Below are 25,195 nucleotides of genomic sequence, written 5' to 3'. Positions count from 1 at the left end.
TCGAGAGCGCGCTTGACCGACCAAAGGAGTTTGCGGATCGCCGCATATGGCGTGTGATGCGATCGCGACGCTTCTTCTCGTTTGCTCTGGTTCTGCAATTGAGAGTTTTGGTCTGTTGCCAGACTGCCCCTTGCTCCCATCGACCGCCAAGATTGATACCCACTGCCGCGACCGACGAGCGACATCGATGGTGAACCAGATACCCGCGTTGACCGGCATCCGGTTTATCGCAGCAGCGGCGGTGGCAGTGTCTCACGGCGGTCGCTTGTTCTTGGAGGGAACGAGCCTGACACTCGATATCAGTATCGGGACACTAGGCCTGTTCGGAATGTCCGTGTTCTTCACGCTGAGTGGGTTTGTTATTCAATACAACTATGGCACCTCGATTGCCGACAGCCCGCGGAAGGCGATCCCGCAATTCCTCGTGGCGCGCATAGCGCGAATCTATCCGCTCTTTGTTGTTCTGTTCCTTGTTGAACTCTTGACCGGTCCGATGGTCTGGCCGTGGCTTCTTGGAACGCCGAGGGCGGCGGAGGGATTTTCCTCGCACATTGTCCCTTTTCAGCTTGGAATGATTCAAACCTGGTTCTTCACGGACGTAGCCGGTGTCGCACCCGTCTGGCAGTATGAGCCGATCGGCATCGTCAGTTGGTCGGTGAGTACCGAATGGTTTTTCTATCTCGCTTTTCCGATCGTTTGCCCGTTACTTGCGCGGATCCGAACTGTGCCCGTCGCGATCCTGTGCGCGATTGGAGCAGTCGCAATCGAGTTGGGTCTCGACGTTGCGGTGTTAATGCTTCAGAGCTGGATCAATCTGTTTGCGCTTCATGCCTATGGGACGGAGGCGGCGCTGCCGAACTGGAAAAACAGTCTCATCCTTTGGATCGTCTACTTCGCGCCGTTTTGCAGGGTATGGGAATTTGTCCTCGGCTGTTGTTTGGCGAAGCTCCATGAACTGTGGCTGGCTCGGGATTTTAGACCACCTCGAGCTCTGCTTGATACCGCCGCATTGATCGGTGTCGTCGCGATGGCCTGGGTGTTCTGGTTTACCGCCCATAAACCGCCGTTTGGGGCTTCAATGAGCTTGTTCGATACTGCACGCAACAATATCGAGCTGGCGGCGCCGGTCGCGCTCATTCTTATCGCGGCGGCTCAGCCCGCAAGCAGTGCAGGACGGTTGTTGTCGGCAAGGTGGCTTGTCTTCCTCGGAGAAGCCAGCTTTGCTCTTTATCTTGTGCACCTCATCATCTACCAGCGCTTTCCGGTGGTGCGTTGGGAAACCGGTAGCGAACTGTTCGGCCATCTCGCTGCGCTCGCACTGGCTTTCACGCTAGCGACTTGCATCGCTATCCTGCTGCATTTCGGTTTCGAGGTGCCCGCACGAAGGCTCATTCGTGGATGCTTTCAAGCGGCCTCGCCAAAACAGCGCGGGCAGCTGGTTCGACGGGGTGGTGTGGGCTTTGTCACCCTGATCGTCGCGGCCGCCACGTATGCGCTGCGAGCTGCAACCCGTGATGCCGTCACGCAGCCAGGTATTTCAGTGGTTGCCGGCACGTATGGCGGCAACTGCCGTTGGGTCTCAGCCCGCGGCAATGCCACGCGTGCGCTTGCCGCAGCCTGTGGTGGTCAGGACGAATGCACTTTCAAAGTCAGTATGGAGCAGCTTGGTGATCCTGCTCCGGGCTGCGCGAAGGAGTTCATGGCCGCCTGGGTCTGCAGGGGTGATCGAGCGATCCGCTCCAGCACGGTTCTCGATGAGCGCGGCATTGTCTCTACTCTGCAACTTTCCTGCAACCGGTTAAGTACGCCGAATGACACCAGGCCAAAACACCGTCCAGGCCCTTAAGGCCTCAAAGCGAAGTATCCTCCAAGCTAAGGCGTCGCGGCCCGCACCCAGCGGCGCTCGCGTCAGCCTCGCGGCAAAAGACGTCGTGGACGTCAGATATCCGAAGCCAGGCCGTGGGTCTCTTGCCGCCGACCTTGATGGCTGCGAGACTTTTCGTTAGATCACAGTCGTTCGATTAGGGAGACGGTGCCGTGGCAATGGGTGTTGTGAAATGGTTCAATTCGAACAAAGGGTATGGCTTCATTAGGGAAGTCCCGACGTCTTCGTGCACATCAGCGCCGTCGAAAAGGCCGGCTACACCACCCTCGAAGAGGGCGCCCGGGTAAGCTACGAGCTGAAGGCTGGTCGCTCGGGCAAGATGTCAGCCGAAGATCTTCGGGTTGGCTAATCCGATCCGGCTCTCGGATATCGGCCATCTGCATATCCTGGTCCGCGGTTGCACGTGCATTCGATTTACCTGTCGCGGATGCGCGGCGCATTTGCGTACCACTCTCTCCTTTTGAGCGTTGGGATGTGTGGCAGGATGTACTAAAGCTTGGTACAGTCTCGTGAAACCGCCGTTCGAACCGCGCCCCAGGAAACCAAGGCTTTTCCGGCGAGGTGTGTTGTGGGCATGGCGAGATACTCCTTTGTCAGTGGGTTAAGAACGGTCCGAATCGGACGCTCATTGTACCCCGTAGGCCAAGGTGCACGCCGCGCAAAGATCGGCGCAGGCAACGATGCCGCGGCTGGTGCTCCCGATCAAAGAGTGATGCTGTAGCTGATGAAGCGGCGCGCCGAGCTTGGGGCCGCCAGGTAGACTGGCCCGGCGCTGCGGCCGGAGGGCAATATCCGCTACGCTGATGCCCGAGCCCTTTCACGTCTCGAGGCAAACGAGCTCGCGCGTTGACCTTGATGCCGCGCGGCGAGGTAAATCTGGAACGTCAGCGCTCGCGATTAGCCAATATAGTTGAGGTTAACCGCGCTATGTTATTGACGTTGCGCCCCTATGCTTGATCCATTGCACCGGAAACTGCGCACCCGGCCCACCGGAGAGGTGGAAGTGTCCTTCCAGCTGACCGTCCTGAAAGTGCTGGCCGGCCAACCTGCCGGGCGGGCCTCCGTTGCCGACATACGGCACGCCGTTGAAATACTGATGAACAGCGGCCGTGACTGGACCGATCGCATGAAGCGACTGGCCGAACACGCGCCCGACCTGAATATCTTCCAGGCCAGGTTCGTGTTTCGGGATGCTCTTGGCTGGGAAATCACGGAAGAGGGGCGGCAATTCCTCTCTGCGCTCGAAACGGCCGCGGCCGTTCGAAGAGAGCCACCTCGATCAACCATCGATCCGCCATCCAGCGAACCCACGGCGCAACCGGTAACGGATGCGACAAAATCACTTGATGCTCCGCGAAGTCGCCGTCAGAGGCCACGCCGTCGCCGCGGGAAGGCCCGATCTAATCAGCGTACAGCATGAAGCAGCGTCGCCAATTCTCATTCGGCCTCGGCACGAGGTGCGCGCGGCACGTCAACCGCGAGTTGAAATGCAATTATTCCCGCGCAGCATCGATCAAATTTGCATGAATTATTGCTGGGCTCGGACATGACTGTCCTTTCCGGCAGGCAAAAGCTCGCGCGCAATCCCTCGCTGGATAGTGCCGTGATCAGGTCTGGTCACCTGTCACTGTGCTGTGTCGTGCAAGACATTGCAGAGGATGGCGCAGAGGCGGGCCCGCCATCATCCCTTCCTGGTCGCTTCACCCTTATCGTTCGGCCGAAAAGACGTACTCGTGCAATGTCGTCCGGCGAAAAGGCGCATGGGCGGGCTCCGCGTTGTCACTGAGTGACGCGGACGCCTGCTTCCAAAACGCTGCGGAATTGCCGGGAAATACCACGCAATGTAACCTACGTCACACGCCGCCCAACCGCATAATGGCACTATTCCGCTGAGATTTCAGCGAGATGCCATGGACGACGAGTTTTGTAGAGAGAGGGCGCAGACGGTGCGGGCACTTGCAGAGCAAGCTGACCCGTTCATCAAGAAGCGCCTGTTAAAGCTGGCCGCTCACTACGAGCGACGCGTCGGAGCGCCGGAAAAGGCCGATCAAGATCGCGCTGATCTGCCGGCACTGGGAGCGCCGACCCGGCCGTCGTGAGTTCAGAGATGGCGCCTATCCGCTATGATTACCGGACCGCGATCCTGATTTCCGTGAAGCGGCCTGCGCTCATGCCCTAGTGCACGTGCTGGGCGACAGCGAAGCTGAAAGCGTCGCTGTGGGATAAGTCTCGCGGCTCGCTCCGATCGCAATCCAAACGTGGCCTCTTTGGCAAGTAGCTCAGCATTGCCATCGTCTGAATGGCCGTCATGGAAAATCGGTGATAGCTCCATCCTGTAGTCCTTGAGCCAGAGCTTAGCTCAACCGGGGCCTAGATCCGTGAATATTACACGGCTGCTCGGCTCTTGATTGTTGTCCGATTGCCAACACGGCCCACAAGACCTGTGAGATTCAGCCGCCGCGCGTCGATTTGCACCGCCAACTCCATCAAGCGCTAAGTGCAAGATGGAGTGCTGGCACGGCCCTTGCCGCTTCTCGCTACTGAAAGCAGCGCACCGTCAGGAATTCGCAAAGCCGCCTCCGGACCGAAGGGCCTCTGGGCTATCCGGTTGACAAAGGGGGCGGGGTGCACCGCCTGATTTTGGGAGCGTCCCTTTGCGTGGCCTGGCGGCGCAGCGATCCAGTTGCCGTCGCTTCGGTGGACCGAAATGAACAGGCTGACGGTCTTTGGTTCGCTGTTCATTCCCTTTCGCGCTCAGCTTGCGGACGCGGCCTTCGGAGTTGCTCACTTCAAAGCGGCCGGGCGTTGAGAATTCCCTACGACCTGGTCACGTGCTCGAATTCGAGATGCGCAATGGTCGCCACCCAATCAAGTGCAGTGAATTCCCTGCAACGTCAGTCGATGGCCTGGCCTCGCAAACCCCGAGGTTGGCCCAACACTTGCTATTCTCACCTCAAACTCCGTTCAAAGCTCTCGCGCGGTCGCATTCACAATGTCATCTCTGCGAGCCTCCATTTGCAGAGCACAGATATTCGCAGGCACCTGTACATCTGCACGTCCATGCGCTCGAGACGAAGGGGGTAGATCGGGAGTGAAGTATGGCAGGGCCGAGAGAGCCGAGCCCGTTGAATGGGTCTGGTGAGCACGGGAACAAGTAAGTGAGATGCGCAAGTTGCCGATTCTAAAAAGCCTTCACCTCTTCGAGGCGGTGAGCGAGTTCCCAAGCTTCTCGAAAGCCGCTGATGGCCTAAACATGACCACGGGCGCGGTAAGCTACCAGATGCGTGCTCTCGAGGATTGGTTCGGGAAGAGATTGTTCGTCCGTCACAGCGCGGGAGTGCGGCTTACGTCCGATGGCGAACAGCTGAAGCGCAGGTGTGAGAGCGCATTCACGATGCTTGAGAAAGGGTGTTACGAACTGCGGAGATGTGATGCAGGAAGATCTGTTGTGGTGGGCTGCTCCGCGACATTCCTGTCGCACAGTCTCTTGCCCCGGATCGGTGGGTTCCGGCAAGCGCACTCCGATATCGAGTTTGTTTTCAAAACAGACGCAGATCTAAATTCGGTGGCTGTTGGTGCCCTGGACGTATTGTTTGTTTCCGGCGTCTTGAAGCAGCCGATGCCCGTCGATGAGGTGCACGTATCGAACGAGGTGATTGGACCCGTATGCGCGCCGGCTGCACTCGATACGATGAAAGGCCCAGCAGACATTTTGTCAATTCCTCTACTACATGAATCGCTCAAGTTGGACGCCTGGAACGAATGGGCAAAGGCTACTGCGATATGCTTACGTGGATCGCGCGATATTGTATTTGATTCGTTTTCGTTGGCTATTGAGGCGGCGAAAGGCGGACTTGGAGCGGCCATATCGCCGGAGGTGCTGGTCAGAAGCAACCTCGAGAAAGGAGAACTTGTGGCTCCGTTCGGCTTCACGCCTGTCAATCGCTCAATCTACATGTTGGTCAGCGAGCATGCACAAACGATCGGCGCAGTTAAGGAGTTCCGGCGCTGGGCAATGGCAGAAATACTTAGCCGAGCATAGCCCGGGACTTTCTCTGACGAATCGAGAGACTAAAAAGCGCATTCTGTTGAGAGTGTGGCTGCTGCTGCATTCGGTGCGATGCCGTCCGCGCATGCTTCCGTATGACAGTGTGCAACTCGCTCACCATTGCCGACTGGCGGGTCACGTTTTTGGTACGGAAAGGACCATTCGAAGTCGTTTCTGCATGTGATGCAAATGTCAGGAGATATCGAGCTTGAGTCACGGTGCGGGCACAATCGATTTCCTCGAGCGGCGGACCTGGCGTTTCGGGGCATAGCCGATTTGTCGTAATCAGCTCTTCGGTAGCTGGTTACGGTATGGTGTGCCTCCACATGTTGACTCCGGAGCTGCTTTCACCAATTAGACCCTTACGGGTGGGGAGCTGGAAATCCGTGGAGCGAAACCAGAAGCTGAAGGATCGCGAACGCATCGTCGACATAGGCGCGCCCCTTCAAGAACCTTGCGACTTGCGGCGCAGAGCTTGCCATTCCGAGAATGAGAACGGGCAGCGACTGATGATCGACGTCGAGCCTCTCGACAAGCTCGGTTCTTGGCCGCGCCCAAGCCAGCCGGCGCACGTCAAGGTTGGCGCCCCGGCTCGGGAACGCGGATAGCACCCCCTCGATCAGGGCACAGTGCCAGCAGTAGAACTCTTGACCGGGGAAAGCCGGATCTTCGAAGGGTTGTTGTAACAGAAATAGCTGATCCCGTGGCATGGATTGCTTTTGCGATTTATCGATCGATCGTAGGTGACACTTTGACATGTGTGGATCGCACTATGGCGAAGATGGCGACACCGGAGGCGAGAAATGCACTGCCCGCACACATCAGCACGATCAGCCCGAAAGAAACCTCATCACCCAGAATCGAGAAAAGCAGGCCATTGCCTCCAACGCCGCTGTAGGTGCAACATTGAAACAGGCCCGAAAGGCGGCCGGCCCGATCCGGCGCAACTGACGAAACCATGTGCGTGTGAGCGGCAGCCGCAAATATCTGACCCAACCCCAGCATTGCACTGCTGGACGCGATCACCAGCGGCAGGCTGGCCTCGAGTGACATGGCTACCAAGCATGCCGCAAGCAGCGTAGCCGCGCCGGCTATTGTTGGCAAGGCGCCCAGCCGATCGAAGATGGGCTTAACCGACAGCGCTCCCAGGAGAGCGAAAGCGCCATTGCTCAGGACGATGATCAAAAGAACGCCTCTATCAAGCTCCCCATCTGCCGTGGCACGGATTGCAGGATAGACGTTGATGATGCCCGCACCCAGATTAAGCAGAAAGACCGCAAAGAAGGCGGGATAGAGCGGCGTCAAATCGAAGATAGTTCCGGAGGAAGGCGGTCCGGGTGTAGATCGCAGCTTCGCTGAATGTTGATTGATGGCAAAGAGCACCATCAGTGAAAGCAATACCGCCGATATATTGAGCGCGAGAACTCCGGACAGGCGCAGTTGACCGACCAGCATGGTACCCGCGAACATGCCCAATAAATATGTGAGCCAGTCGATATTGGCAATGTTGCGTAACGCCGCGATCATACTGTCTTCTGATAAAATGCGGCGGAAGAAGGAGACTTCGGCCGACAAGTAGACAGGCTGAACCAAACTCAACACGGCGATGGAGGCGTAGGACGAAACAGAGTCAATCTCCGTCGTCGAAGCCATGGCAAGGAGCGCGCAAATTCGAATGCCATTGACGATCATCATGGCGTTCAACGGGTCGCTTCTGTCGACCAGGGGGGACAGGAAGAGGCTGCCCAGCATGATAGGGACAAAAATGACTGCAACGCCAACGCCCGCAGCGCTCATACTGGATTGAAGGAGGCCAATCAGGATGCCAATTCTGAACGCCCAACCGCCGATCTGAATGATGAGATGCGACAGATACACGAGCCGCCGTGTGGTCGGGATGCTCATTGCCGGCTGATCCCCACAGAAGCGCCATTGAATTGCAAGAGTTCGACTGCGGTCGGGACCGCAAGCGAGACAATGCCGTCGCGCCATGACCTGCGATATCGGTCTGATGAGGCCCCGGGCGTCGCGGCCCCTCCAGGCCGCCGACGAGATTGAGATGCTCCAACTGGCCGCCGTTCGGAAAAAGAGGGATCAGCGCGGAAGTCGCTCGCCTGTTCGATCGCGGAAATCATTGCGCAGCGACCAGGTAGAACAGCATCAGCTCCGGCCGGCCTGCCGACCGATGCGCCGTCTACGACTGTTGGCCCGCTCAGTTGCCGCCAGACTGTGCCGTCGATGACGTCATCGCAGCAACGATCATTCGGGATACGCACATCGATCGGTCTTGAGGGAATTGCCCCGCTGTTCGGGCCGTGATCGACGTCGTCGCTCGCAAACGACTGCTCGCGACACCTGATATCAACCTCTGCGTGGAGGACGGCCGATCCGGAGAAATCGCAGCACAGGCTGGGGTGATCCTCAATGTCGTCAACCCAATCGCAAACGGAATTGCAGGACTTCAGCGCCGCAGACGGAGTCTGCCAGACCTCTTCAATGAAATTCGACGTTGCGGCTCTCATTCGCAGGCACACCGTATTGCATGATCGCTGACCGGGAGCAACGAGCCAGCACCGTTCGGCCCGCAGCTTGCCTCATGGGTGTAGGGAAGACGTAGGCGTTCTCCCTCTGTGAGAATCAAGATCGGCTTGCATCCTCGTCTGGATATGTTCGCGGGTAGAGACATAGTCCGGGTCCCCGCCGATCTCGGCGGCAACCGTGGCGTGGTTAAGCGACAGATCCAGCCAACCCTCATTGAAATACTCGATCGCCAGATTGTTGTGCGTGAGCGCGTGCCTCGGATTGATTCCAAGGGCGCCAAGATAGTGCGTAATGGCCTCGCTACACTTGCCAAGTTCGGAATAGGCGAGGCCGAGATTGCTTCGCAAATCGGCGTTCCTGAAATTGATCTCGGAGGCCAGGAGGTAGGATTGTAGAGCGGCTTGTGCCTTGTTTTGCCTCATCAGGATGTTGCCCCGCTCGAAGTAGGCGCGCCATTCGTTCGGCTTGATTGTAAGGGCTCTGTCGAGATCGCTCAGCGCGCCAGCCGCGTCCCCCGTTCTGGCGCGCAGTGCTGCCCTGTTGAGATGGGCTTCGTAATAGGGCGGGCATAGCTCAATTGCGCGGGCGTATGCCTCTAGAGCTTCAGCTTCGCGGCCGGGCACTTTTGAGAGCAGATTCCCCAGGTCGTTCTGATACTCGCCATAATAGGGATCGCAAGCGATGGCCTCCCGCAATTGCTTTTCGGCGCGATCCAGATCATGGACGAGTTCATAGACCTGGCTGGTATTGTAGATGAGGATCGATTGGTGAAGCCTGAAACGCTTCTCGCCATAGATCTCCAGCATCTTCCCGTGGCCTTCTGCGCAAAGGGTGAGGGCTTCTTCATACTTCTCCTGTTTGGCCTTGATGTAAGCATAAGCGTTCTCTGCAAAGACCTTGATGTAATGATACTTCTCGTGATCCTTGAAATCGCGTTCAATGGTCTGGAGGTTACGTACGGCATACTCTTCGGCCACGGTCAGGTTGACCGGCTGCTGATAGCGCCCGTAAGTCATCGATTGGGCATAAAGAACGGTCGGTGTGTATTGGCTCTTGGGGAATGTCTTGTAGAATTGATCGAGATAGGGAACCGACACCCGGCCACATCCGAGGGAATACAGCACAAATGCCGCGCTGATGAATGCCGCGTTCACCGGAGCATCTCCCGACCCATAGGCGCGGAGAGCCGGATCAGCAAAAATCTCGCCGAAATAGCTAAACCATAGATCATACAGCCCGATGCTCTGCAGAATCTCACTCGGTTCTGCGAGCAATTCCAGCCGTTTGCATTTGTCCCGCACAGAGAGCGCATGAAGCATGACGAGCGGCGCCTCGCCGGCGAGATAGCGATCCGTGCAGCTGCGATGGTGCTGCTCGTGCAGATGATCCGCAGTCGCGTGCTCGAAAATTGCGTAGTTGCGCTGCGCGATCAGATCAGGGATCGTGCAGTTGGACTCGATGTATGATTCAAGGAGGCCACGCCGCTCACCGCCGGTGAGGCTCGCCAAATAGAGGTCCACAATCGCTAACGGGTCGAGATAGCCAATGACGGGCAATCCCGCCGCCTCACATTTATTCAAAGCCTCCGCGACCAGCGGATTGCCGCCACTCGCCTCATAGATCTGTCGCTGCTTCTCCGGAGCGAGATCCCGACTGAGGATCGGCGCTATCTCCTCCTGACTATATCTGCCGAAATGCAATTCGCTCGCATCGGGAAAATAGAGGCGCTGTTCATAATCGATGAGGATAAATCGAAACAGGCTCGTGCGGCCTTGCAGCCTGACAAAAAGCTTGATCAGATTCTTGGTCGAATTGGACAGGGCGGCGGCCCGATCGATGACGATGATCCGGCTTTCATTGCGTTCTCGGGCACATTGGATCAGAAATTCCGCCAGTCCGACCAACAGTTTGTTTTGGTATTCGTGATGATAAAACCGTGTGCGCTCCTCCTTGCTCGAAGTGTTGGTCATATCCTTCGGGACGGTAAAGCCGTCGCTGTGCAGAAGAGGAAACAACCGCTTTAAGGATTGCTGTGCCGCTTCGACCAATTGTGGCCTGTGGTCAGTGGCCCAGCTCAACTCGGCGTCGATGACATCTTGTAAACCCGCGAGATAGCCGCCGGTCCGCCAGTCACCATCTGCGATTGATATGAGTGGAGCGGACCTCTTCAGTGCCGATTTGATCGTCGGCACCGGCGCCATGCCGGGTTCCGTCTTCAAGATCGTGATCGGGCTGACGTCGACAGATGTCGAGATGGCCGGCGCAATGCGCAGCTGGATCAAATCAACCATTGGACCCTCCTGGAGCCATCACAAAGGAGGGTGGTCGAAGGACCACCCTCCGATGCTCATCGCTGTGCCTGCCTCAAGGCCGGTTTATTCAAGGCGTGCCGCCGACGGGCTTAGACCGTACCTTTGTACGGAGTGGTCGTGCGGATGGTCGTCCTGCTCTCAGCAATCTTCTTTTTCATCGCGATCTCCTTCCTTTGGGCACGAGTAACCGGCGAACGCGCGGTCAGTCATGCGGCGCTGAGGATAGAGAATTGCCGCCATGATCCGGAGCGAAAATTCTTCACCGTAGCGGCTAAAAAAATTCGCTGCGCCTTCGTGATGCGCCACTCTCACCGGGGGCGTGCGGCATGCCATCTACAACGCGGCGATCTTGCAATGCCGGTGGGTGCAGCTGATTGGATGCTCCGCTCGCTGAGTTGAGGACCGCAAGCCCTGTTCTGGGCAAGCGGATTGTCAACTGGGCCTGCGGCTTGTCGCGTCCGCTCTTGTCGTCGTGCTCGGACTTTCGACTGTCGTCGGCTCGTTCTGGTCAGAGCGTGCACCGGCCGCGCCATGTTGCCATGTCGCGGACGACCTCGAACGCCGGATTGAACGCCAGCTCCATCCGCTCGCTCCGACCCTCGCCGAGTCCGTGCAGGTCGCGCTGCAGCCCGGACAGGTCTTGTCATCGACGTCGACCATAACCTCGGTCCCCGGCTGACGTGCCGGCTGCTCCAGGGTTGGCGACGCTCGCGTGCGCGGGCCACCTGGACTTCCGAAGTCTCATCCTGGCCGGGTTCCATACAGGCTGCGACCTGTCGAATGTCAGTGAGGTCCAGCGGCATCTGCTCCCTGGGAAGCGTTTGGGCCGCCGGCCCGACCGATGCCGCCGCAGCTCCTTTACAATCTGATGCCGCCGTCAACACACGACGAGGTTCGCCACATGCAGCGGAGTTCTCTTTCTAGATCGCTGAAGCGGATATTTCTGCGGGCCACGGATGCCGTTCCCGCGGACAGCTTCGGTCCAAACCATGATGTTCGCGCGCTTAGTGAGAAAGTTAATGGCTAGCTCGACCAGCAGCTCACGGCGGATAAAGTCTTTGCGGCGGCGGCTGATCTTCATCATAGCGCTCATTCGGTCATGGCGAAAGATGCGCCCAGAGTTCAAGACAGCTGATCCGCTGAGTGCGCTCATGACAGATGTGTCCAACCAGCGACAATTGCGCAACCGCAGCGGGTCAATGCTTGCTGATGTGGGTTTCGTCCTGGATCAACAGTCGGCCAGCATTCTGTGCCGTCGAGATGAGCTTTGGTCCGAGCATTGGAGTTGCGCTCGCCTTGTCCATGCCGTTGATCTAGATCCGGCCTTCACTCACGCGGGCCGAGCCGCGCCATAACAACGGTGTCGACGCCAATCGTTGGCGCCGACGTTGATTGTCACAAGCCGGCTTCAAGATGCCGTCGAAGAGGCTGGAGCCTGGCTGTGGCGAGCCCTTTCAATTGAACTTGTAGGAGGCCTGAAAGAATGTTCCCCAGCGCTCCATGCTGTACTTCGCAAGCATGGGCAGCTCACGGACGCAGCCGCTGCTGCTGCACAAAGAGTCGCTCCGCCTATTGGTCCACATCGCCCAGTAACGGCCACCGATGCCGACGCTGAAGTTCCTGGTGATGAAGTAGGACAAGACGCCTTCAACCTGGACGCCTCGACCTCCATTGCCCCGTTGTTCATCAAAGGTCGTCTTATCGCGCAAGAGATGATCGTCACGCCCCTTGAAATCAGTCCAGGGCAGGTAAGCGACGTCAGCGTTCAAACGCCAACGCTCGGTGAGCATGGTTTCGGCGCTTAGGCCGACACGAGGTGCATTCCACTGAGTATTCTGGCTGCCACCGACCGTGTCGTCATTTGGCGCCAAGCAGGGATTCATCGGGTCAGCGATCTCTACACACCCCCTCGAGTCGGAGCTCTGTTCGTAGTAGGTCCAGCCGATAAATCCCCCGACCTTGTAGTTGGCGGCGCGCAGGAAATCGTAACCGGCATCGGCCGTGTAGTACGCGAACCTCCCGTTTGCCTGGCCTGAGATCGTGTTCTGATAGGGCGGGATGCCCCAATCTTCATTGTTGCGGTTTCCTTTGTCGAAGCGACCGATCCCAACGTTGCTCTTCAGGAACACTCCCCACGGGCTGTCGAGACGGCCAAATAGCTCCCCGGAAAGTCCGTCAAGTCCGTCATAAGTGAGCTTCGATACAAGAATGCTGGGGTCTTGACTCCAGCCATAGGGCACTGCGCTGCGGTCCCATTGGAACCTTCCCCGGCTGAGCCAGAGCCGCGATCCGCCTTCGAACGACCAACCGGCCGTGTAAGCAATCAGCGGCACGCCGGCGGGTGCTTTCGCGTACAGCGACGTATCGGACCATTGTGCGGCTTGCGGGTCGGCGCCAAAATGGTAGTTCAGACCAAGCTTTGCGATGTGATAGTTGCTGGAGAGGCTGGTTGTGTTCGCCGGAAGAATTGCGAACGGCGGATCCTGCACCGTCGGAGGCGTTGCGACACTCGGCCCGCTGAAATGGAGATAGTCATACTCAGCTCTGACCGACCATGCAGGCGTAAGCGCTTGCTCGACGCCCAGCCCGATGATGCCACCGAGGCGACCATAGTCGAAATGGGTTTTCTCCTGTGGCCAGCCGCCTTCGTAGTTGTTGACGACGTCGCCCCGATTGTTTTGCCAGGCCACGCCTCCCTTGAGATAGGCCAGCGTGCGGCCCAGCGCGCCAAACGCGTAACCAACGCGACCGGTCCCGGTGGCAAAGACGTGTGGACCCGCCTTGCAGTTTGCGCTCACGATAAAGCCGGAGGCGGCGAGGCAAGTGTTTGTGCCGTCGGAGACAGCGCCGCTGGCATCGAGTTCGACACCAAACACCCAGCCGTTGTTCTGCCAGTTGTAGCCGATCTGGCCACCTGCGAGGAACACTGGGGTATCGACGACACCACCATAGATTGACGGACCGTAGGGATTGCTGAAGGAGGTGCGGCCGTGCCCACCGCCGACGTGCCCGCCAATATAGCCTCCCGACCAATTCCACACAGCCGGCGGCAGTTTCACTTCTGGCTGAAGATCCGCCGCCTTGGCTGCACCGCTTGCGACGAGTGCAATTGTTGTGGCGCCCCACAAAAGAACTCTAGATCGCATCAAAAAGTTGCCTGCACGTTCCCGGTCCACAACCCGGCTCCTTGAGTGATCGCCGCACGGCGGACCGTTCGGGCAAACCAGACATAACGACAACGCGCGCTGAGTCCGCCTCGAAGATCACCGCACTGCGATTGGTGATGATGCTTCAGCGAAGCAAGCCGCGTGCCGACGGAATTCGCGTCTTCTGCAGGCATTTCGCAAGAGAGTGTAGCGTCGACTTGCTGACAGTGGTCTCAAGTCTGACAATCGAAACGTGCGATAAGTTCGCCGTCGCGCGGTAAATGTGCGAGACACGATTTGATGCGCGGCATTCCTGTTTCGTGCGGGGCGCGCGACGGATCTTTCGGCTTTGTCGATGTGATTTCAACATAGAACATCCTTGTCGCCGCGGCCGCGGCGGTCCGTGGCAATGAGCTGATCGCCCTGCAAAGCTCAGCGCGTTCGAATTATTCGGGTGAGCACGAGCGTAGGAGCCCGCGCGGCTGAAATGGACCCCGGTTTTGGGACCAGAGGCTAAGTTGGAAAAGGGCCGCTCCGTTTGATAGACGGAGGGCATGATGACGAAGAAGACACGACGGAAGATCGACGCGGAGTTGAAGGCAAAGATCGCGCTGGAAGCGGTGCCGGAGCAGGCGACGGTGGCCGATCTGGCCCAGCGCTATGAGGTTCACCCGAACCAGATCCATGCCTGGAAGAAGCAGCTGCTGGACCAGGCGGCCCGGGCTTTTGACGCGGGTGTCGGGCGCGAGAGCGAGGAAACGCGCGAACGCGAGATCGAGAAGCTGCTCGCCAAGATTGGACAACTGACAGTTGAGCGCGAGTTTTTGGCGCGGAGGTCCGGAAGATGAGCACGCCGGACCGTCGAGGAATGCTCGATCGCGCCGACCAGGCGCTGTCGATCCGCCGGCAATGCATGTTGCTTGGCATCGCCCGTTCCAGGGTCTACCGGCCGCCACAGCCGGCCAACGACAACGACCTTGCCCTGATGCAGCGGATCGACGAGCTGTTCACCGCCTGGCCATTCCTCGGCTCGCGGCGAATGACCGCGATGCTGAAGGCTGAGGGGCTTCAGGTTAATCGCAAGCGCGTGCAGCGGTTGATGCGCAAGATGGGCATCGCGGCGCTGGGCGAGGTCCTCATGGGTGAGGATGACACCGGAGAGTTGAGGCCTGCGAAGAGGCAAAGAACACTAAGCCATACGGAAGGGGATGCCATTGGGCGCCAGCTGAGCGAGTCCGGCAATTCAGTCGCTCCCGTGCTGATGGAACACGCCGGCGCACCGTCGCCTTTCGGGCCGGTGGTCGGTTCGCCGTTGGTCCTTCCTGCGGAAGGTTACGATCAGGATCTGCTGTGGGCGATGGAAGACGCCGGCCCATCGTCGTCTCGCGAGCCAACTGCGCGCCATCACCAAGCGCTGGATTTAGAATCGGTCGTTCGTCCCTTCAATTTCCCGCAGGGCGACCAGCACGCGTCCGCTGCGCTTGACCCTAGCAACGTCCCGCCGAGCCAGGACAGCCGACCAAACAGTTTTATCGTTCACAATGACCGCTACACGGCGCTGTTCGTGCCCGCTGCGGCGATGAGGCGAAGCACCCCACTCAATCCGCCAGGCGCTGCCATTCCTCTCCGATTTCGACCGGAAAACGTTCCGCAGCCCGGCGCGCAGCGAGCGAATCGAGCCTCACCAGCGCTGCTTGGACGGTCGATGGAGCAAGCCGCTCCGGCGGTCCGCCAGGGTTGAGACGACGTCCCCCGCGGTCCGCGAGATTTATGCTGCATCATTCGCCGTTCCCGAGGACTTTTCGCACGGCACCCAACCCGCCTCGGACACGATGCTCTCGAGGCTCGGCCGCTGGGGCCTCTTGCCGGACGCGGCGCAGCCGGTAATGCAATACGACATTCGCGGCGAGCGCTACACCGCCCTTCTAGGGCCGGGAGGGCCCAATGACGTTCGGCTCATCCATCACCCTCGAGTGTAGACGCCGACGGACACTCCCGACGCTAGGAGCCCGTCCAGATAGCTCTGGTACTTGGCCAGGTTGTGGGCGGTGCAGATGGGCGCCCACTCGGCTTTCACTTTGTCCATGACGCGCAGCAGGAATTGCCTGAACCTGCGCGCCTGCTTGATCTGTCCGAAGATCGGCGCGACGATTTGCTCCTGAGCCGATAGCGGCTTCGCCACCTGAGCGCCTGCATGAGGAGATCACCGCCGACTACAACGACATAATTGCCGGGGCGACTCGCGAGAAGATCGAGGCGCGGCGCAAGGCCTACGCGCGATAACGCGGCGCCGGCCTAAGTCTACTCAAACCCCAAAACGAATGTCTGCCGCAGCATCGCTATGACAGCCTTGGTAGTCGCCCGCGAAGAATTCGGAAGCGATTGATACATCGCGATGATTTAACCTGAGCAAGTATTCGATTTTGCAAGAAAGCCGGGGGTGGGTGTCGGTTTTCTTGCGTTTTGGGAAACCGGATTTTGGTGGATCGTGATTCCTTTGACGGCAAGATTCGCTGTTGGAGAACGGGCCGTGAGTCAGCCGCGCGACGATCGCCAGGACGACCTATTTCGGGCTTCTCTGGATGCGATCATCAACCTTCGTCATCCGCTGGTGCGGCTTGCGGCGGAGATTGATTGGGATTTTTTGGCGAAGCGCTTCAGCTCGGTCTGTCGCATCGGGCCGGGCCCGCCGCCGCTGCCAACGAGGCTCGTGGCCGGGCTGTTCATCCTCAAACATATGCACAATCTGTCTGACGAAGCGCTGTGCGACAGGTGGGGAGAGAATCCGTATTTCCAGTATTTCTGCGGCGAAGTGGTGTTCCGGCACGAGCTGCCGTTTTACCGCTCGTCGTTGACCCGCTGGCGCCAGAGATTGGGCGAGGAGCAGATCGCCGCGTTGTTGCAGGAGAGCCTCTCGGTGACGCATCGGGCCGGGGCCATCGAGACCAAAGATCTCGAGCGGATCGTGGTGGACACCACCGTGCAGGAGAAAGCGATCGCGCATCCGACCGATGCACGGCTCACCCACCGCGCGATCGAGAAGCTGGTCGACCTGGCCAAACGCGAGGGTGTCGAACTGCGTCAGAGCTATCTGCGCGTAGCCAAGCGTGCCGCCATCATGGTGGGGCGCTACACCCATATCCATCAGTTCAAGCGCGCCCGGCGCGAACTCAAATTCCTGCGAACCCGGCTCGGCCGCGTGATCCGTGATATCAGCCGCAAGATCGAGGGCAATCCCGCGCTCGATGACCGCTTCGGCCCGCTGCTCGATCTCGCGCGGCAGGTCCGCCTTCAAGAGCAGCGCCAGCGCGGGCCCAAGGTCCACTCGCGGCACGCCCCCGAGGTGGAGTGCATCGGCAAAGGCAAGGCCCGAGCGCCATATGAGTTAATGGCATGGACCACGATCGGCGGGGATCAACCAAGATAGGCAAGCCGACTTGCGGCTCTTCCTGCCCCTCGCCATGCAGCGCGGAGAGCGAGATGACCGCCGGCGGCGAAGTCGTGGAAGACTACCGGCACATCGGCCTCACGCTGCGGCGGCATCCGGTTGAGTTTCTCCGCGCAGACCTGACCGCGCGGCGGATCGTGACCTGCGCCGAAGCGATGGCGGCGAGGGCAGTCGCATCTGGGGCTTATTTACAATCCGCGACGGCAGCGAGCTTAATCCTCAAGGGTCGGTCACCGCGTGAACGATCGTGCCATCCGATAACGTGCTGATCTCTCGTTCGCCACAAGCGTCGAAGGCGGCCTTGCTTGGGACATCGTGTCGGTGCGCGATGGCGCGGGAACGATTCTCAGCGAGCAGTCCTCACCAAGAATTTGGGACGCTGATTGTCCAGCCGCACTGGGAATCATGCGGCCACGTCTAGGACAGATTCTGGAAGACTTTGCGACGAAGGGCGGCGCGAAGATCGATTTCAACACAACGGTCACCCGAATTGATCAGGACGATGGAGGGGGGACAGTTCAGCTATCGAACGGCGAGACAGATCGCGCCGACCTGCTGATCGCTGCGGACGGTGTCTATTCCAAATTCCGCCAAAACATACGCTTTGCATACTCGCCGATCAGCGGCATGCCGATTTCCTGCGCCAGCCGCACGGTCACCGTGTTGAGCGACAGCCGCAGCGCGTTGCGCAGCGTCACCTGGCCCTGATACTTGCCGGTGGAGCTATACTGTCTCCCCACACCGAGGCGATGAATGGCTTCGTCCTATATCGCCCTTCCGACGGGCCGGGTAGTGGTGCGCTGCCCTTATCAAAGGAATTGTGCTATCTGTTCTTCCTGGAAAGCACTGACGAAAAGCTTCGCTTCCGCAAGATCAGGTGTGCGATTATCTCCGTAGCCTGCTCGCCCCCTTTACGGCGCCCGAACTGGTCGCGGCTGCCAAGGTGATCGGCGAAGACAAGCACATAAGCTACCGCCCATTTGATGTCTTGATGATGCCAACCCCCTCGCACTGTGGCCGTGTCGTGCTGTTGGGCGATGCGGCCCATTCGTCGACGCCGCAAATGACATCCGGCGGCGGTATGGCAATCGAGGATGCACTGGTTCTTGCCGCCGGGCATTGGCCACAGACGGATCATCGCGCGCTGGGCCGGCCGTCCAATCACGAAGGACGTGCTGGACCAGAACGCGAGAACCATTCATCAAATCACCGATCTCCATCGAGATGAAATCAAAACTTGTAGTTCACGCCGAGCTTGAGGGCGTCGACGCCCTGCTTCATTTTGATGGTCTTCGAATTGATCTCGCCGACGGTCGGGAACGGAACGATCGTCGAAGGAACGCCGATGTGGTTGTATTCGGCGAACGCGGTCCACTGGTTGGTCAGTGCATATTCGACACCGCCACCAATCACCCAACCCCACGTATTCAGGGTGGTGACGCCGGTCCCCCAAAGGTGGGCGTTCGTGTCGGCCAATAGATCGTAGGTGGTCCTGCTTAGAGCGCCGCCGGCTTTGGCATAGGCAAGTGCGCGACCCCACGCATAGCCGACCCGTCCAGTGAATGTGGCGATAGCCTCGGCCGTGTGCTTGCAGTTGATGCCGCCGATGCCGGAAAAGCAGGTGTCCTCGCCGCGGATGTTAGCGGCGCCGAGTTCGCCCTGAACGCCAAAAACCCAAGTCCCCCATTGCCAGTTGGCACCGATCTGAGCACCTCCGAGCGGGCCGGTGGCGCGTGTCTGGTTGCCGAAACCGGCGTCATTGACGAAACCATTCAAGCCATCCGTGGACGCGAACGGATCAGACCAACGACCAACACTGAGGCCGCCGCCCAGGTATCCGCCGACATAGAATCCGCTCCAGTCCATTGGGCCTGTCGCCGGGCGGGGCGCCTTGGTGGGCAAGATGGAGCCTTCAGCAGGAACGGCCGAGTCGCCCCAGCGATAGCTCGACTGCATGAATATGCCGTAACGCTCCGTGCTGGCCCGCTGCGGCGCAACGTCTTTGGCGGCATCGGTGAGTCCGACGAAGCCTGCCGTGCCGGTGTTCATCTGCCAGGCCCAGTACCGCCCGCCAACCCCAATGCTCCAGGCATCGGTGAACTTGTAGTCCAGCACAGCCTCGAACATGACCCCGGTCCCGCTATGCGACGCGTTGGGGCCGAGCAATTGACGCAGCAGATGGTTGTCCAGTCCGCTATAGGTGACCCACGGCGCGACGGCGGCATCTGCGGTCAATCGCAGCCGGTCACTCAACATCACTTCGCTGGACAGACCGACTCGCAGCGAATCGAAATGATCGTTGTTGGTCAGCCCGAGAAGCGTCGACGACAATGGTGGCGCGCAAATGACGTCGCCCGCAAGTTGCGCGCACCCATAGGTGTTGATCGCCTGGGCATAATAGTTATAACCGACCAACGCGCCGACCTTGGCACCGGGCGCTCTCAGGAAATTGTAGCCGAGATCGATCGTGGCATAGCCGATGTGTCCCGAGGCATCATGCCTCGTGTTGGAATAGGCATACTCAGCGGGAAAATCCTCGTCGTTGAGCTGTCCGTTGCCAATTCCGCCAGCTCCCAGATGGCCTTTTGCAAAAAAACCGCTGCGGTGATCAATGCGGGCAAAGGCTTCGCCGGAGACCGCGTCAAGGCCGCTGTAGATCAGCCGGGACGCGAGTCGAAAAGGCGGAGTGTTGAACAACGGTCCTTCGCCGTCAACACCTGTGCTGATCCAGACGCGAGTGCCAGTTTCGATGCTCCAATCGCTTAAACCGTTCCGAGCCGGTATTTTGAGCCACGGAATCGGAGCACCGCCGGCCGACGTATTGCTGCCGCCGAACCGGTAGTTCAACCCCACACGGGCGAGGTCGGCCCGAAGACCACTGGAATGCGTGGCGACCTGGCCGGCGGCGCCGACATCCGCCATTCCCCCGGCGTTGGGGAAGTCGACATGAAGATAGTCAGCCTTGACGCTCAACCGATCGGTGAGCGGCACTTCAACGCCGGCGCCGACGGCATAGCCAGCCCCGACGGCGTTCAGCCTCCTCCCTGATTTCGCGGCACCGTCGATAAACGAGAAGTCGGTTTGCACCTGGGTGAGCGCGAGGCCGCCCGTGATGTAGACAAGCCATTGGTACGGCGTGACGAAGCCCAGACGCGGTCGCGCGGTGAACAGCCCGTTGGCGTTGCCATAGGACGTGATGGTGAAAGAGCCCCCCGACGCCCCTGACGACGGGCGGTACCCGGCATGGCTGGTCCCCGCACCGTTCAGATGAACGGCCTGCAAATCGGCTTCCCAGCCGACCAGCAGATTGCCGATCTGCCAATTGTAACCGCCTTCGATGCCAGCGGCAAAGCCCCGGGGCTTGATGCGTTGCACTCCGGCCGCGGTAACGGTCTCTGCATCAGTGAGGCTGAAATACGGACCCTCACTCGCTGCGGTAGTCGGATCGTACTGTCCCCACGCGCCACCAGCCGTAACGCCGGCATAGTACCCAGTCCAATTATAGGATCCGGTCCCTCCGAAGTTGATCGGGAGATCGGCAGCCATCGCAGGAGCAGCGAGCATGCAGAGCCCAAACGCGATCGAACCCGCCCGCCCGAAATTGATGGGCCGCAGGCGGATTTGCCCGGAGTCACGAACCTGCTTGCGGCAGAGGACAGTGTACATGCGCTGCTCCAGAAGTTGCGAGGACTTCAGATAGAACAGCAAGTGCCGTACCATTCCTGGCACTCACGAAAATCGGACGTCGAACCAAAGGGTTGAGAGGATTGCAGCTGAGCTCCAGCGTGTTACACGCATCGACGCAATTTCGATATTGTCGCAGATGCGACAGCGCGTTTGGAAGGCGTATTGCCTCACGTATCGATGCTCCCGAGTGCGATCGGTTGCCTCGTTTATTTTGCTCCCGGCTTGGGTTGAGGAGGAGGCGGGGTGCGGAGATGGCCGGGGTTTCGGAGCGCCCGGCCTCCTCCTCTGGCACCCGGCACATCATTGGGGTGTTGTGACCTCATACCCCGGAAGCGTTTCGTCCGTAGGAACGAACAGTAGCGCGTTCGCTTGCTCACTGCGCCAGGATTTAAGTCGACGTTGAAGCGTTCGAAGAAGCTTGTTCGGATAGGCTCCAGGATATTCCACCTGCAACCGGGAGAGCAGTTCGCTGCCAGTCCGCCAGGGTTCGACTTCAAACCATTTTCGCAAATCTGGCGTTGCCCTGGTGAGCGGATCGGGACGGCGCCGGCCTCTCTTCGCCTTCACGATTGGCCGATCCGTCGGTCGCATAGCTCCGTCCTTCCAGGCGGTTCGTAGACTTGCCAGAAAGAGATCAATCGATTGCGATGCCGCAGCAGGATTGACGATTGGCTGGGTATCCGCAAGCGCCGCGAGGCGTTCCTGCGCGCCGCGGATATCGCGCAACAACGCGACCGGGTCGAGAGCGGCATAGATTTCTTGGAGATGGGCGCGAACGGCGTCGGGCGTTCGGGCGTCGGCGGGCTAAGCGCTGGTGTGGTGTTGCCGGCGCGCTGTATGTCTTGCGCTGACGCGCCCCGTCGCGCTGCTTGGCTATCAATTTGAACGAGGGTTGGAAGAAGTTCACGAACAGGCACGCCGATCGATAGAGTTCAGCCAGCAGCTTGGCCGCTTCCAGGCCCTCGAACCGACGATAGCCGACCATCCTGCGCACGACGGCGCCGTTCTTCTGCTCGACGAACGCCTGGTCATTCTTTCGGTAGGGCCGGCAACGCGTGAAGACGATGTTGGCCGCCTCGCAGTAGGCTTTCAGCGTCTCGTTCATGAACACGGTATCATTGTCAGTATCGAGGCCGAGCAGCGCAAAAGGCAATTGTTTGCGCAATTCCGTCAGCACGGTGCTCAACAGCGTCTGTTCGCGCACGATCAGACGAGCGCACTCCGTCCAGCCGGTAGCAATGTCGGTGAGCACGAGGTCTGGATGAAGCTGCCGCGCGCAGATGGACCGCTATGCGCTACAAGGTCGGCCTCGACGAATGCCGGCGCCGGATCATTCCAATCTGCCGACGTCCGTATTGGAACACTGCGACGCAACGAGTGCGTCGCGTGCCGCCGGCGCTTGCGACCTAATTCTTCTCGGACCCGCACCAATGCGCGGTCGATCGTCGCAGCGCTCATCGCCAAAAGTTTGGCGCGGATCTCGGGGGCAAGGTCGAGGAGGCCGTGCCGTTCCATCGCCTCAATCAGCGCAGGCATCAACGCCTTCAGCCGCTTCCCGCAGATCCGGTCTGACGCCTCCCAAAGGAGCACGAGCGCGTTGTGTTCTGCCTCATTATAGACTCGACGTCGCGCCCGCCGGCCTGGGCGTGCGTCTTCCTGACCTCGAAGTAGTCGCATCGCACGCTTGCGATGGTATCCGGTGATGTCGACGAACTCGTCCAATAACCGCGCCTTCTTCGCGCGATCCGAACGCCGATAGCGCCCGCCTGCTGCTGCCGTCAGTTCCTTCCGCGTTGCCATGCTTAGCCACCCCATCTTCGCCCCCGCTCGTTCCCGATCCAAGGGAGCAATTTACGTGAGGCAACGGCTCAGCATCCGGGAAAATTAGGGCGAGGCAATGCGACCTGTTCCGGGGTCGTCACATCCAGAGCAGGGGCTTGGAATGCAGGTATCATCCCAACGACAATGGCTCCGTCTCTGGCTCCGTCTCGATCGAGTGCGGCGGCTCGCCATGGAGCTTGGCCTCAAAGCCCCGCAGCCGCTGATAAATCGAAATCAGTTCGACAATGGTGCTCCATGAGTTGATGAGATACTGAAACGAGGTTCTGACCTGCATGAACGCATTCAAAATCTGGTTCATCGCGCCAAGGGTAATCTTGCCCGCAATGATCGTGGGTGCGAGCAAGACATAGGGGAAAATGACGTCGGTCTGCAGGTAAACGATGCGGCCCACGTTGAAGTACATGAAGTTCAGATAAAGCCGGAAATAGTTCCTGCGAATGTCGCCAAACAGCGCGCTCAATCCCGGCGGGTCGGCGCGGGCGGGGTCGTCCTCGCCGAGCACGAGTTCCTTTCGATAGGCCGCTTCCACCCGCTGGTTGAAAAACTCGATTCTCGGCAAGCGGATTCCGATCAACGCGAGAACGCCGGTGCCGAGCACCGACCAGATCACTGCTGCAAACACCAGCGGATAGGGAATGGAACCGATCAGAGGTAGTTCTGTGACATTGCTGGATAACCTCACCAGAACAGGCAGGAAAGCCAGGAGCGTGAGCACGGCACTGATGAGGTTGACGCCGAGACCTTCCGTCGTGCTCGCAAAGCGCATGGTGTCTTCCTGAACGCGCTGCGAGGCGCCTTCGATTGCGCGCAGCCGCGGCCAGCTTGCAACATAGAAATCGTTCATCGCCGTCCGCCAGCGGAAGATGTAGTGACTGACGAAGAAACGCGTCATCACACCGACCACGACCGCGACAAGAGCAATGCCGGCAAAAGTCCGCAACTCGCTGTAGAATTGCTGGACCGTCACTGGCGCCGATTTCGAAAGCGCGGCCTGGACAAGGTCATAGAATGGCCCATACCAGCTGTTGATGGCGACGCTGACCTGGACCTGAAAGTAGGAGGTGAACAATATCAGCGCGGAGCCAAGAATCGACCACGTCGCCCAGGGATGCGGCGCAACCAACATCCAGCTAGCCGCAAATATCGCGGCGCACGCGGCGAAATAGAAGTCGAACCAGAGAGCCGGCGCCGACGCGAACGTCGCCAACCCGACCGGCCTTTGCGGCGCTTCGAATAGATTGCTCGCGAAGCCATACCAGACCAGCATCGCCAGTGCGGTCCAAACGATCGCCGAGAGAAAGAACAGCTTGGGTCGGGGGAAGAACGAGACGAACATGGTCAGCACTGAAGTCCGAGCATCTGTGGCCTCTTGGACTACAGGAGACCGTCGGGCATCGTCAATTTAATCGATCGCCGAGCTGAAGGAGTCGCTTCTCAAAGGTTCGAGATTCGGCGATTGCACTTGTCGTGGAGATTTCGCGCCAAGTCGCAAGGCTCGCTCGCGCGAAGCTGGGGCGTAGCTTTGGCGAGCGCCCCCCGCGTTACGGAAAAGAGCTTCTGTTTTGGAGGCGGCCAACGTGTCAGCCTACTCGCTCAAGCTTTGCAAGCGCGGCAAGTGCGATGCTGGTTGCGATCTTCCCTTGAGACCATTTCCTGAGCGCCTCTATGGCATTCTCCAAAGCCCGTTCATGCGTCATGACTTAATCTCAACGGACCACTTACGGAAAAGCGCGCGGGCGGCTGGAGGGACCACCCGCGCTAGTTTGCCACGATGGGGCTTTGCTGTCCCATGGGGGGTGCGTAAAGATATGAGCAGCTGGGCCATACATGTCTCAGCAACCGGCGTGCCAAGCAATCGTACCGGATCTCCCCTCAAACAGAGGCAAAACGCTGCGCTTTTCAATCCAGCCGGCAAATAGCTACTTGCGCTCGATTGCGACTTCCCGACATGAATGTCGTCAGCCGGACTTTGCTGAACGAAATCAGACGCGCAGCGCGTAGTGACGTCGCGGCCGCGAGATGAGTAATGATCGGCTCGCCGGGCTCTATGCGGATCCTTTGCAACAGCTCCTTCTTGTCGAGCAGCTTAGCATTGCGGCCTTGGCGCCGAAGTCTTTCAGGTCAGCTTCACGGCTTCAGGAGCGTCTGGTCTTCCGCGCCAACAAGAGTAGTGAATTGCCGCATCGCTAACAGCAGAGCAAGCCACTCCCGATCATCTGGATTCCAACAGATCGTCCGTTGCGTACCGAGACTGTTCGCGGACCCCGAATTCCGACCTGATGTCGA

General features: G+C 59.2%; 16 protein-coding genes and 5 pseudogenes. 12 read left to right on the top strand and 9 right to left on the bottom strand.

What is annotated here, in order from left to right; genetic code table 11:
- Positions 1-187: 187 nt before the first annotated feature.
- The 5 genes and pseudogenes from ACE10Z_RS34630 (at position 188) to ACE10Z_RS34610 (ending at position 5,927) form a co-directional block, all read left to right on the top strand.
- Positions 188-1,846: an acyltransferase family protein gene (locus tag ACE10Z_RS34630; RefSeq protein WP_375784795.1), complete on the top strand. Its 1,659-nt coding sequence runs from the start codon at positions 188-190 to the stop codon at positions 1,844-1,846.
- A 191-nt stretch (positions 1,847-2,037) separates the two neighbouring features.
- Positions 2,038-2,234, top strand: a pseudogene (locus ACE10Z_RS34625) (cold-shock protein).
- A 654-nt stretch (positions 2,235-2,888) separates the two neighbouring features.
- Positions 2,889-3,305, top strand: a complete 417-nt coding sequence (locus ACE10Z_RS34620; RefSeq protein ID WP_375784794.1) for a hypothetical protein — start codon at positions 2,889-2,891, stop codon at positions 3,303-3,305.
- Between the two features lie 490 nt (positions 3,306-3,795).
- Positions 3,796-3,984 carry a hypothetical protein gene (locus tag ACE10Z_RS34615; protein WP_375784793.1) on the top strand — a complete coding sequence of 63 codons (189 nt, stop codon included), beginning with the start codon at positions 3,796-3,798 and terminating at the stop codon, positions 3,982-3,984.
- 1,064 nt (positions 3,985-5,048) lie between these two features.
- Entirely contained in the window at positions 5,049-5,927 is an 879-nt protein-coding gene (locus ACE10Z_RS34610; protein WP_375784792.1) for a LysR substrate-binding domain-containing protein, read from the top strand.
- A 368-nt stretch (positions 5,928-6,295) separates the two neighbouring features.
- Here the strand turns inward: ACE10Z_RS34610 and ACE10Z_RS34605 are convergent, their stop codons facing one another.
- From ACE10Z_RS34605 to ACE10Z_RS34595, 3 genes are all read right to left on the bottom strand, one after another.
- A complete protein-coding gene (locus tag ACE10Z_RS34605) occupies positions 6,296-6,643 on the bottom strand; it encodes a DUF3088 domain-containing protein (protein ID WP_375784791.1) in 348 nt (115 codons plus the stop codon).
- Between the two features lie 16 nt (positions 6,644-6,659).
- Positions 6,660-7,838, bottom strand: coding sequence for an MFS transporter (locus ACE10Z_RS34600; protein WP_375784790.1), 1,179 nt, complete (start codon positions 7,836-7,838; stop codon positions 6,660-6,662).
- A 689-nt stretch (positions 7,839-8,527) separates the two neighbouring features.
- Positions 8,528-10,765: a tetratricopeptide repeat protein gene (locus ACE10Z_RS34595; RefSeq protein ID WP_375784789.1), complete on the bottom strand. Its 2,238-nt coding sequence runs from the start codon at positions 10,763-10,765 to the stop codon at positions 8,528-8,530.
- Positions 10,766-10,909: 144 nt separating this feature from the next.
- Between ACE10Z_RS34595 and ACE10Z_RS34590 the strand changes: the two genes are divergently transcribed.
- Positions 10,910-11,185, top strand: a complete 276-nt coding sequence (locus ACE10Z_RS34590; protein WP_375784788.1) for a hypothetical protein — start codon at positions 10,910-10,912, stop codon at positions 11,183-11,185.
- 478 nt (positions 11,186-11,663) lie between these two features.
- Here ACE10Z_RS34590 and ACE10Z_RS34585 read toward each other — a convergent pair whose 3' ends face one another.
- The gene (locus tag ACE10Z_RS34585) at positions 11,664-11,939 is read right to left on the bottom strand and encodes a hypothetical protein (protein WP_375784787.1); all 276 of its coding nucleotides are present in this window, start codon (positions 11,937-11,939) and stop codon (positions 11,664-11,666) included.
- A 301-nt stretch (positions 11,940-12,240) separates the two neighbouring features.
- On the bottom strand, positions 12,241-13,962 hold the full coding sequence (locus ACE10Z_RS34580; protein ID WP_375784786.1) for an outer membrane beta-barrel protein: 1,722 nt from the start codon (positions 13,960-13,962) through the stop codon (positions 12,241-12,243).
- Positions 13,963-14,489: 527 nt separating this feature from the next.
- Between ACE10Z_RS34580 and ACE10Z_RS34575 the strand changes: the two genes are divergently transcribed.
- The gene (locus tag ACE10Z_RS34575; protein ID WP_375784785.1) at positions 14,490-14,780 is read left to right on the top strand and encodes a transposase; all 291 of its coding nucleotides are present in this window, start codon (positions 14,490-14,492) and stop codon (positions 14,778-14,780) included.
- Positions 14,777-15,673, top strand: coding sequence for an IS3 family transposase (locus ACE10Z_RS34570; RefSeq protein ID WP_375784784.1), 897 nt, complete (start codon positions 14,777-14,779; stop codon positions 15,671-15,673). The genes ACE10Z_RS34575 and ACE10Z_RS34570 overlap by 4 nt, the downstream gene beginning before the upstream one ends.
- Before the next feature lie 222 nt (positions 15,674-15,895).
- On the opposite strand, the pseudogene ACE10Z_RS34565 reads toward ACE10Z_RS34570, so the two are convergent.
- Positions 15,896-16,110, bottom strand: a pseudogene (locus ACE10Z_RS34565) (transposase); the annotation flags it as partial.
- Positions 16,111-16,462: 352 nt separating this feature from the next.
- Between ACE10Z_RS34565 and ACE10Z_RS34560 the strand changes: the two are divergent.
- The 4 genes and pseudogenes from ACE10Z_RS34560 to ACE10Z_RS34545 form a co-directional block, all read left to right on the top strand.
- Positions 16,463-17,317: pseudogene (locus ACE10Z_RS34560) on the top strand (IS5 family transposase); the annotation flags it as partial.
- A gap of 95 nt (positions 17,318-17,412) precedes the next feature.
- Positions 17,413-17,649, top strand: coding sequence for a hypothetical protein (locus ACE10Z_RS34555; RefSeq protein ID WP_375784783.1), 237 nt, complete (start codon positions 17,413-17,415; stop codon positions 17,647-17,649).
- Between the two features lie 136 nt (positions 17,650-17,785).
- A pseudogene (locus ACE10Z_RS34550) lies at positions 17,786-17,935 on the top strand (FAD-dependent oxidoreductase); the annotation flags it as partial.
- A 322-nt stretch (positions 17,936-18,257) separates the two neighbouring features.
- On the top strand, positions 18,258-18,608 hold the full coding sequence (locus tag ACE10Z_RS34545; protein ID WP_375784782.1) for an FAD-dependent monooxygenase: 351 nt from the start codon (positions 18,258-18,260) through the stop codon (positions 18,606-18,608).
- A 2-nt stretch (positions 18,609-18,610) separates the two neighbouring features.
- Here ACE10Z_RS34545 and ACE10Z_RS34540 read toward each other — a convergent pair whose 3' ends face one another.
- The 3 genes and pseudogenes from ACE10Z_RS34540 to sbmA all read right to left on the bottom strand — a co-directional run bounded on the left by ACE10Z_RS34540 (position 18,611) and on the right by sbmA (position 24,245).
- Positions 18,611-21,088: an outer membrane protein gene (locus ACE10Z_RS34540; RefSeq protein WP_375784781.1), complete on the bottom strand. Its 2,478-nt coding sequence runs from the start codon at positions 21,086-21,088 to the stop codon at positions 18,611-18,613.
- A 279-nt stretch (positions 21,089-21,367) separates the two neighbouring features.
- Positions 21,368-22,882 (bottom strand): annotated as a pseudogene (locus ACE10Z_RS34535) (ISNCY family transposase).
- A gap of 136 nt (positions 22,883-23,018) precedes the next feature.
- Complete coding sequence (gene sbmA, locus ACE10Z_RS34530) at positions 23,019-24,245, bottom strand: peptide antibiotic transporter SbmA (protein ID WP_375784780.1); 1,227 nt, start codon at positions 24,243-24,245, stop codon at positions 23,019-23,021.
- Positions 24,246-25,195 lie beyond the last annotated feature (950 nt).

Origin of the sequence: Bradyrhizobium sp. Pha-3 (assembly GCF_042258615.1) — a bacterium.
GTDB lineage: Bacteria > Pseudomonadota > Alphaproteobacteria > Rhizobiales > Xanthobacteraceae > Bradyrhizobium.
The sequence above is the reverse complement of the archived record's forward strand: the minus strand, read 5'-3'. Positions and strand labels throughout refer to the sequence as shown.

Excerpts from the sequence above, each read along its gene's own strand:
- ACE10Z_RS34630 (WP_375784795.1), top strand. The coding sequence starts at position 188 with ATGGTGAACCAGATACCCGCGTTGACCGGCATCCGGTTTATCGCAGCA.
- ACE10Z_RS34615 (WP_375784793.1), top strand. The coding sequence starts at position 3,796 with ATGGACGACGAGTTTTGTAGAGAGAGGGCGCAGACGGTGCGGGCACTT.
- ACE10Z_RS34610 (WP_375784792.1), top strand. The coding sequence starts at position 5,049 with ATGCGCAAGTTGCCGATTCTAAAAAGCCTTCACCTCTTCGAGGCGGTG.
- ACE10Z_RS34605 (WP_375784791.1), bottom strand. The coding sequence starts at position 6,643 with ATGCCACGGGATCAGCTATTTCTGTTACAACAACCCTTCGAAGATCCG.
- ACE10Z_RS34600 (WP_375784790.1), bottom strand. The coding sequence starts at position 7,838 with ATGAGCATCCCGACCACACGGCGGCTCGTGTATCTGTCGCATCTCATC.
- ACE10Z_RS34595 (WP_375784789.1), bottom strand. The coding sequence starts at position 10,765 with ATGGTTGATTTGATCCAGCTGCGCATTGCGCCGGCCATCTCGACATCT.
- ACE10Z_RS34590 (WP_375784788.1), top strand. The coding sequence starts at position 10,910 with ATGGTCGTCCTGCTCTCAGCAATCTTCTTTTTCATCGCGATCTCCTTC.
- ACE10Z_RS34585 (WP_375784787.1), bottom strand. The coding sequence starts at position 11,939 with ATGAGCGCACTCAGCGGATCAGCTGTCTTGAACTCTGGGCGCATCTTT.
- ACE10Z_RS34575 (WP_375784785.1), top strand. The coding sequence starts at position 14,490 with ATGACGAAGAAGACACGACGGAAGATCGACGCGGAGTTGAAGGCAAAG.
- ACE10Z_RS34570 (WP_375784784.1), top strand. The coding sequence starts at position 14,777 with ATGAGCACGCCGGACCGTCGAGGAATGCTCGATCGCGCCGACCAGGCG.
- ACE10Z_RS34555 (WP_375784783.1), top strand. The coding sequence starts at position 17,413 with ATGACCGCCGGCGGCGAAGTCGTGGAAGACTACCGGCACATCGGCCTC.
- sbmA (WP_375784780.1), bottom strand. The coding sequence starts at position 24,245 with ATGTTCGTCTCGTTCTTCCCCCGACCCAAGCTGTTCTTTCTCTCGGCG.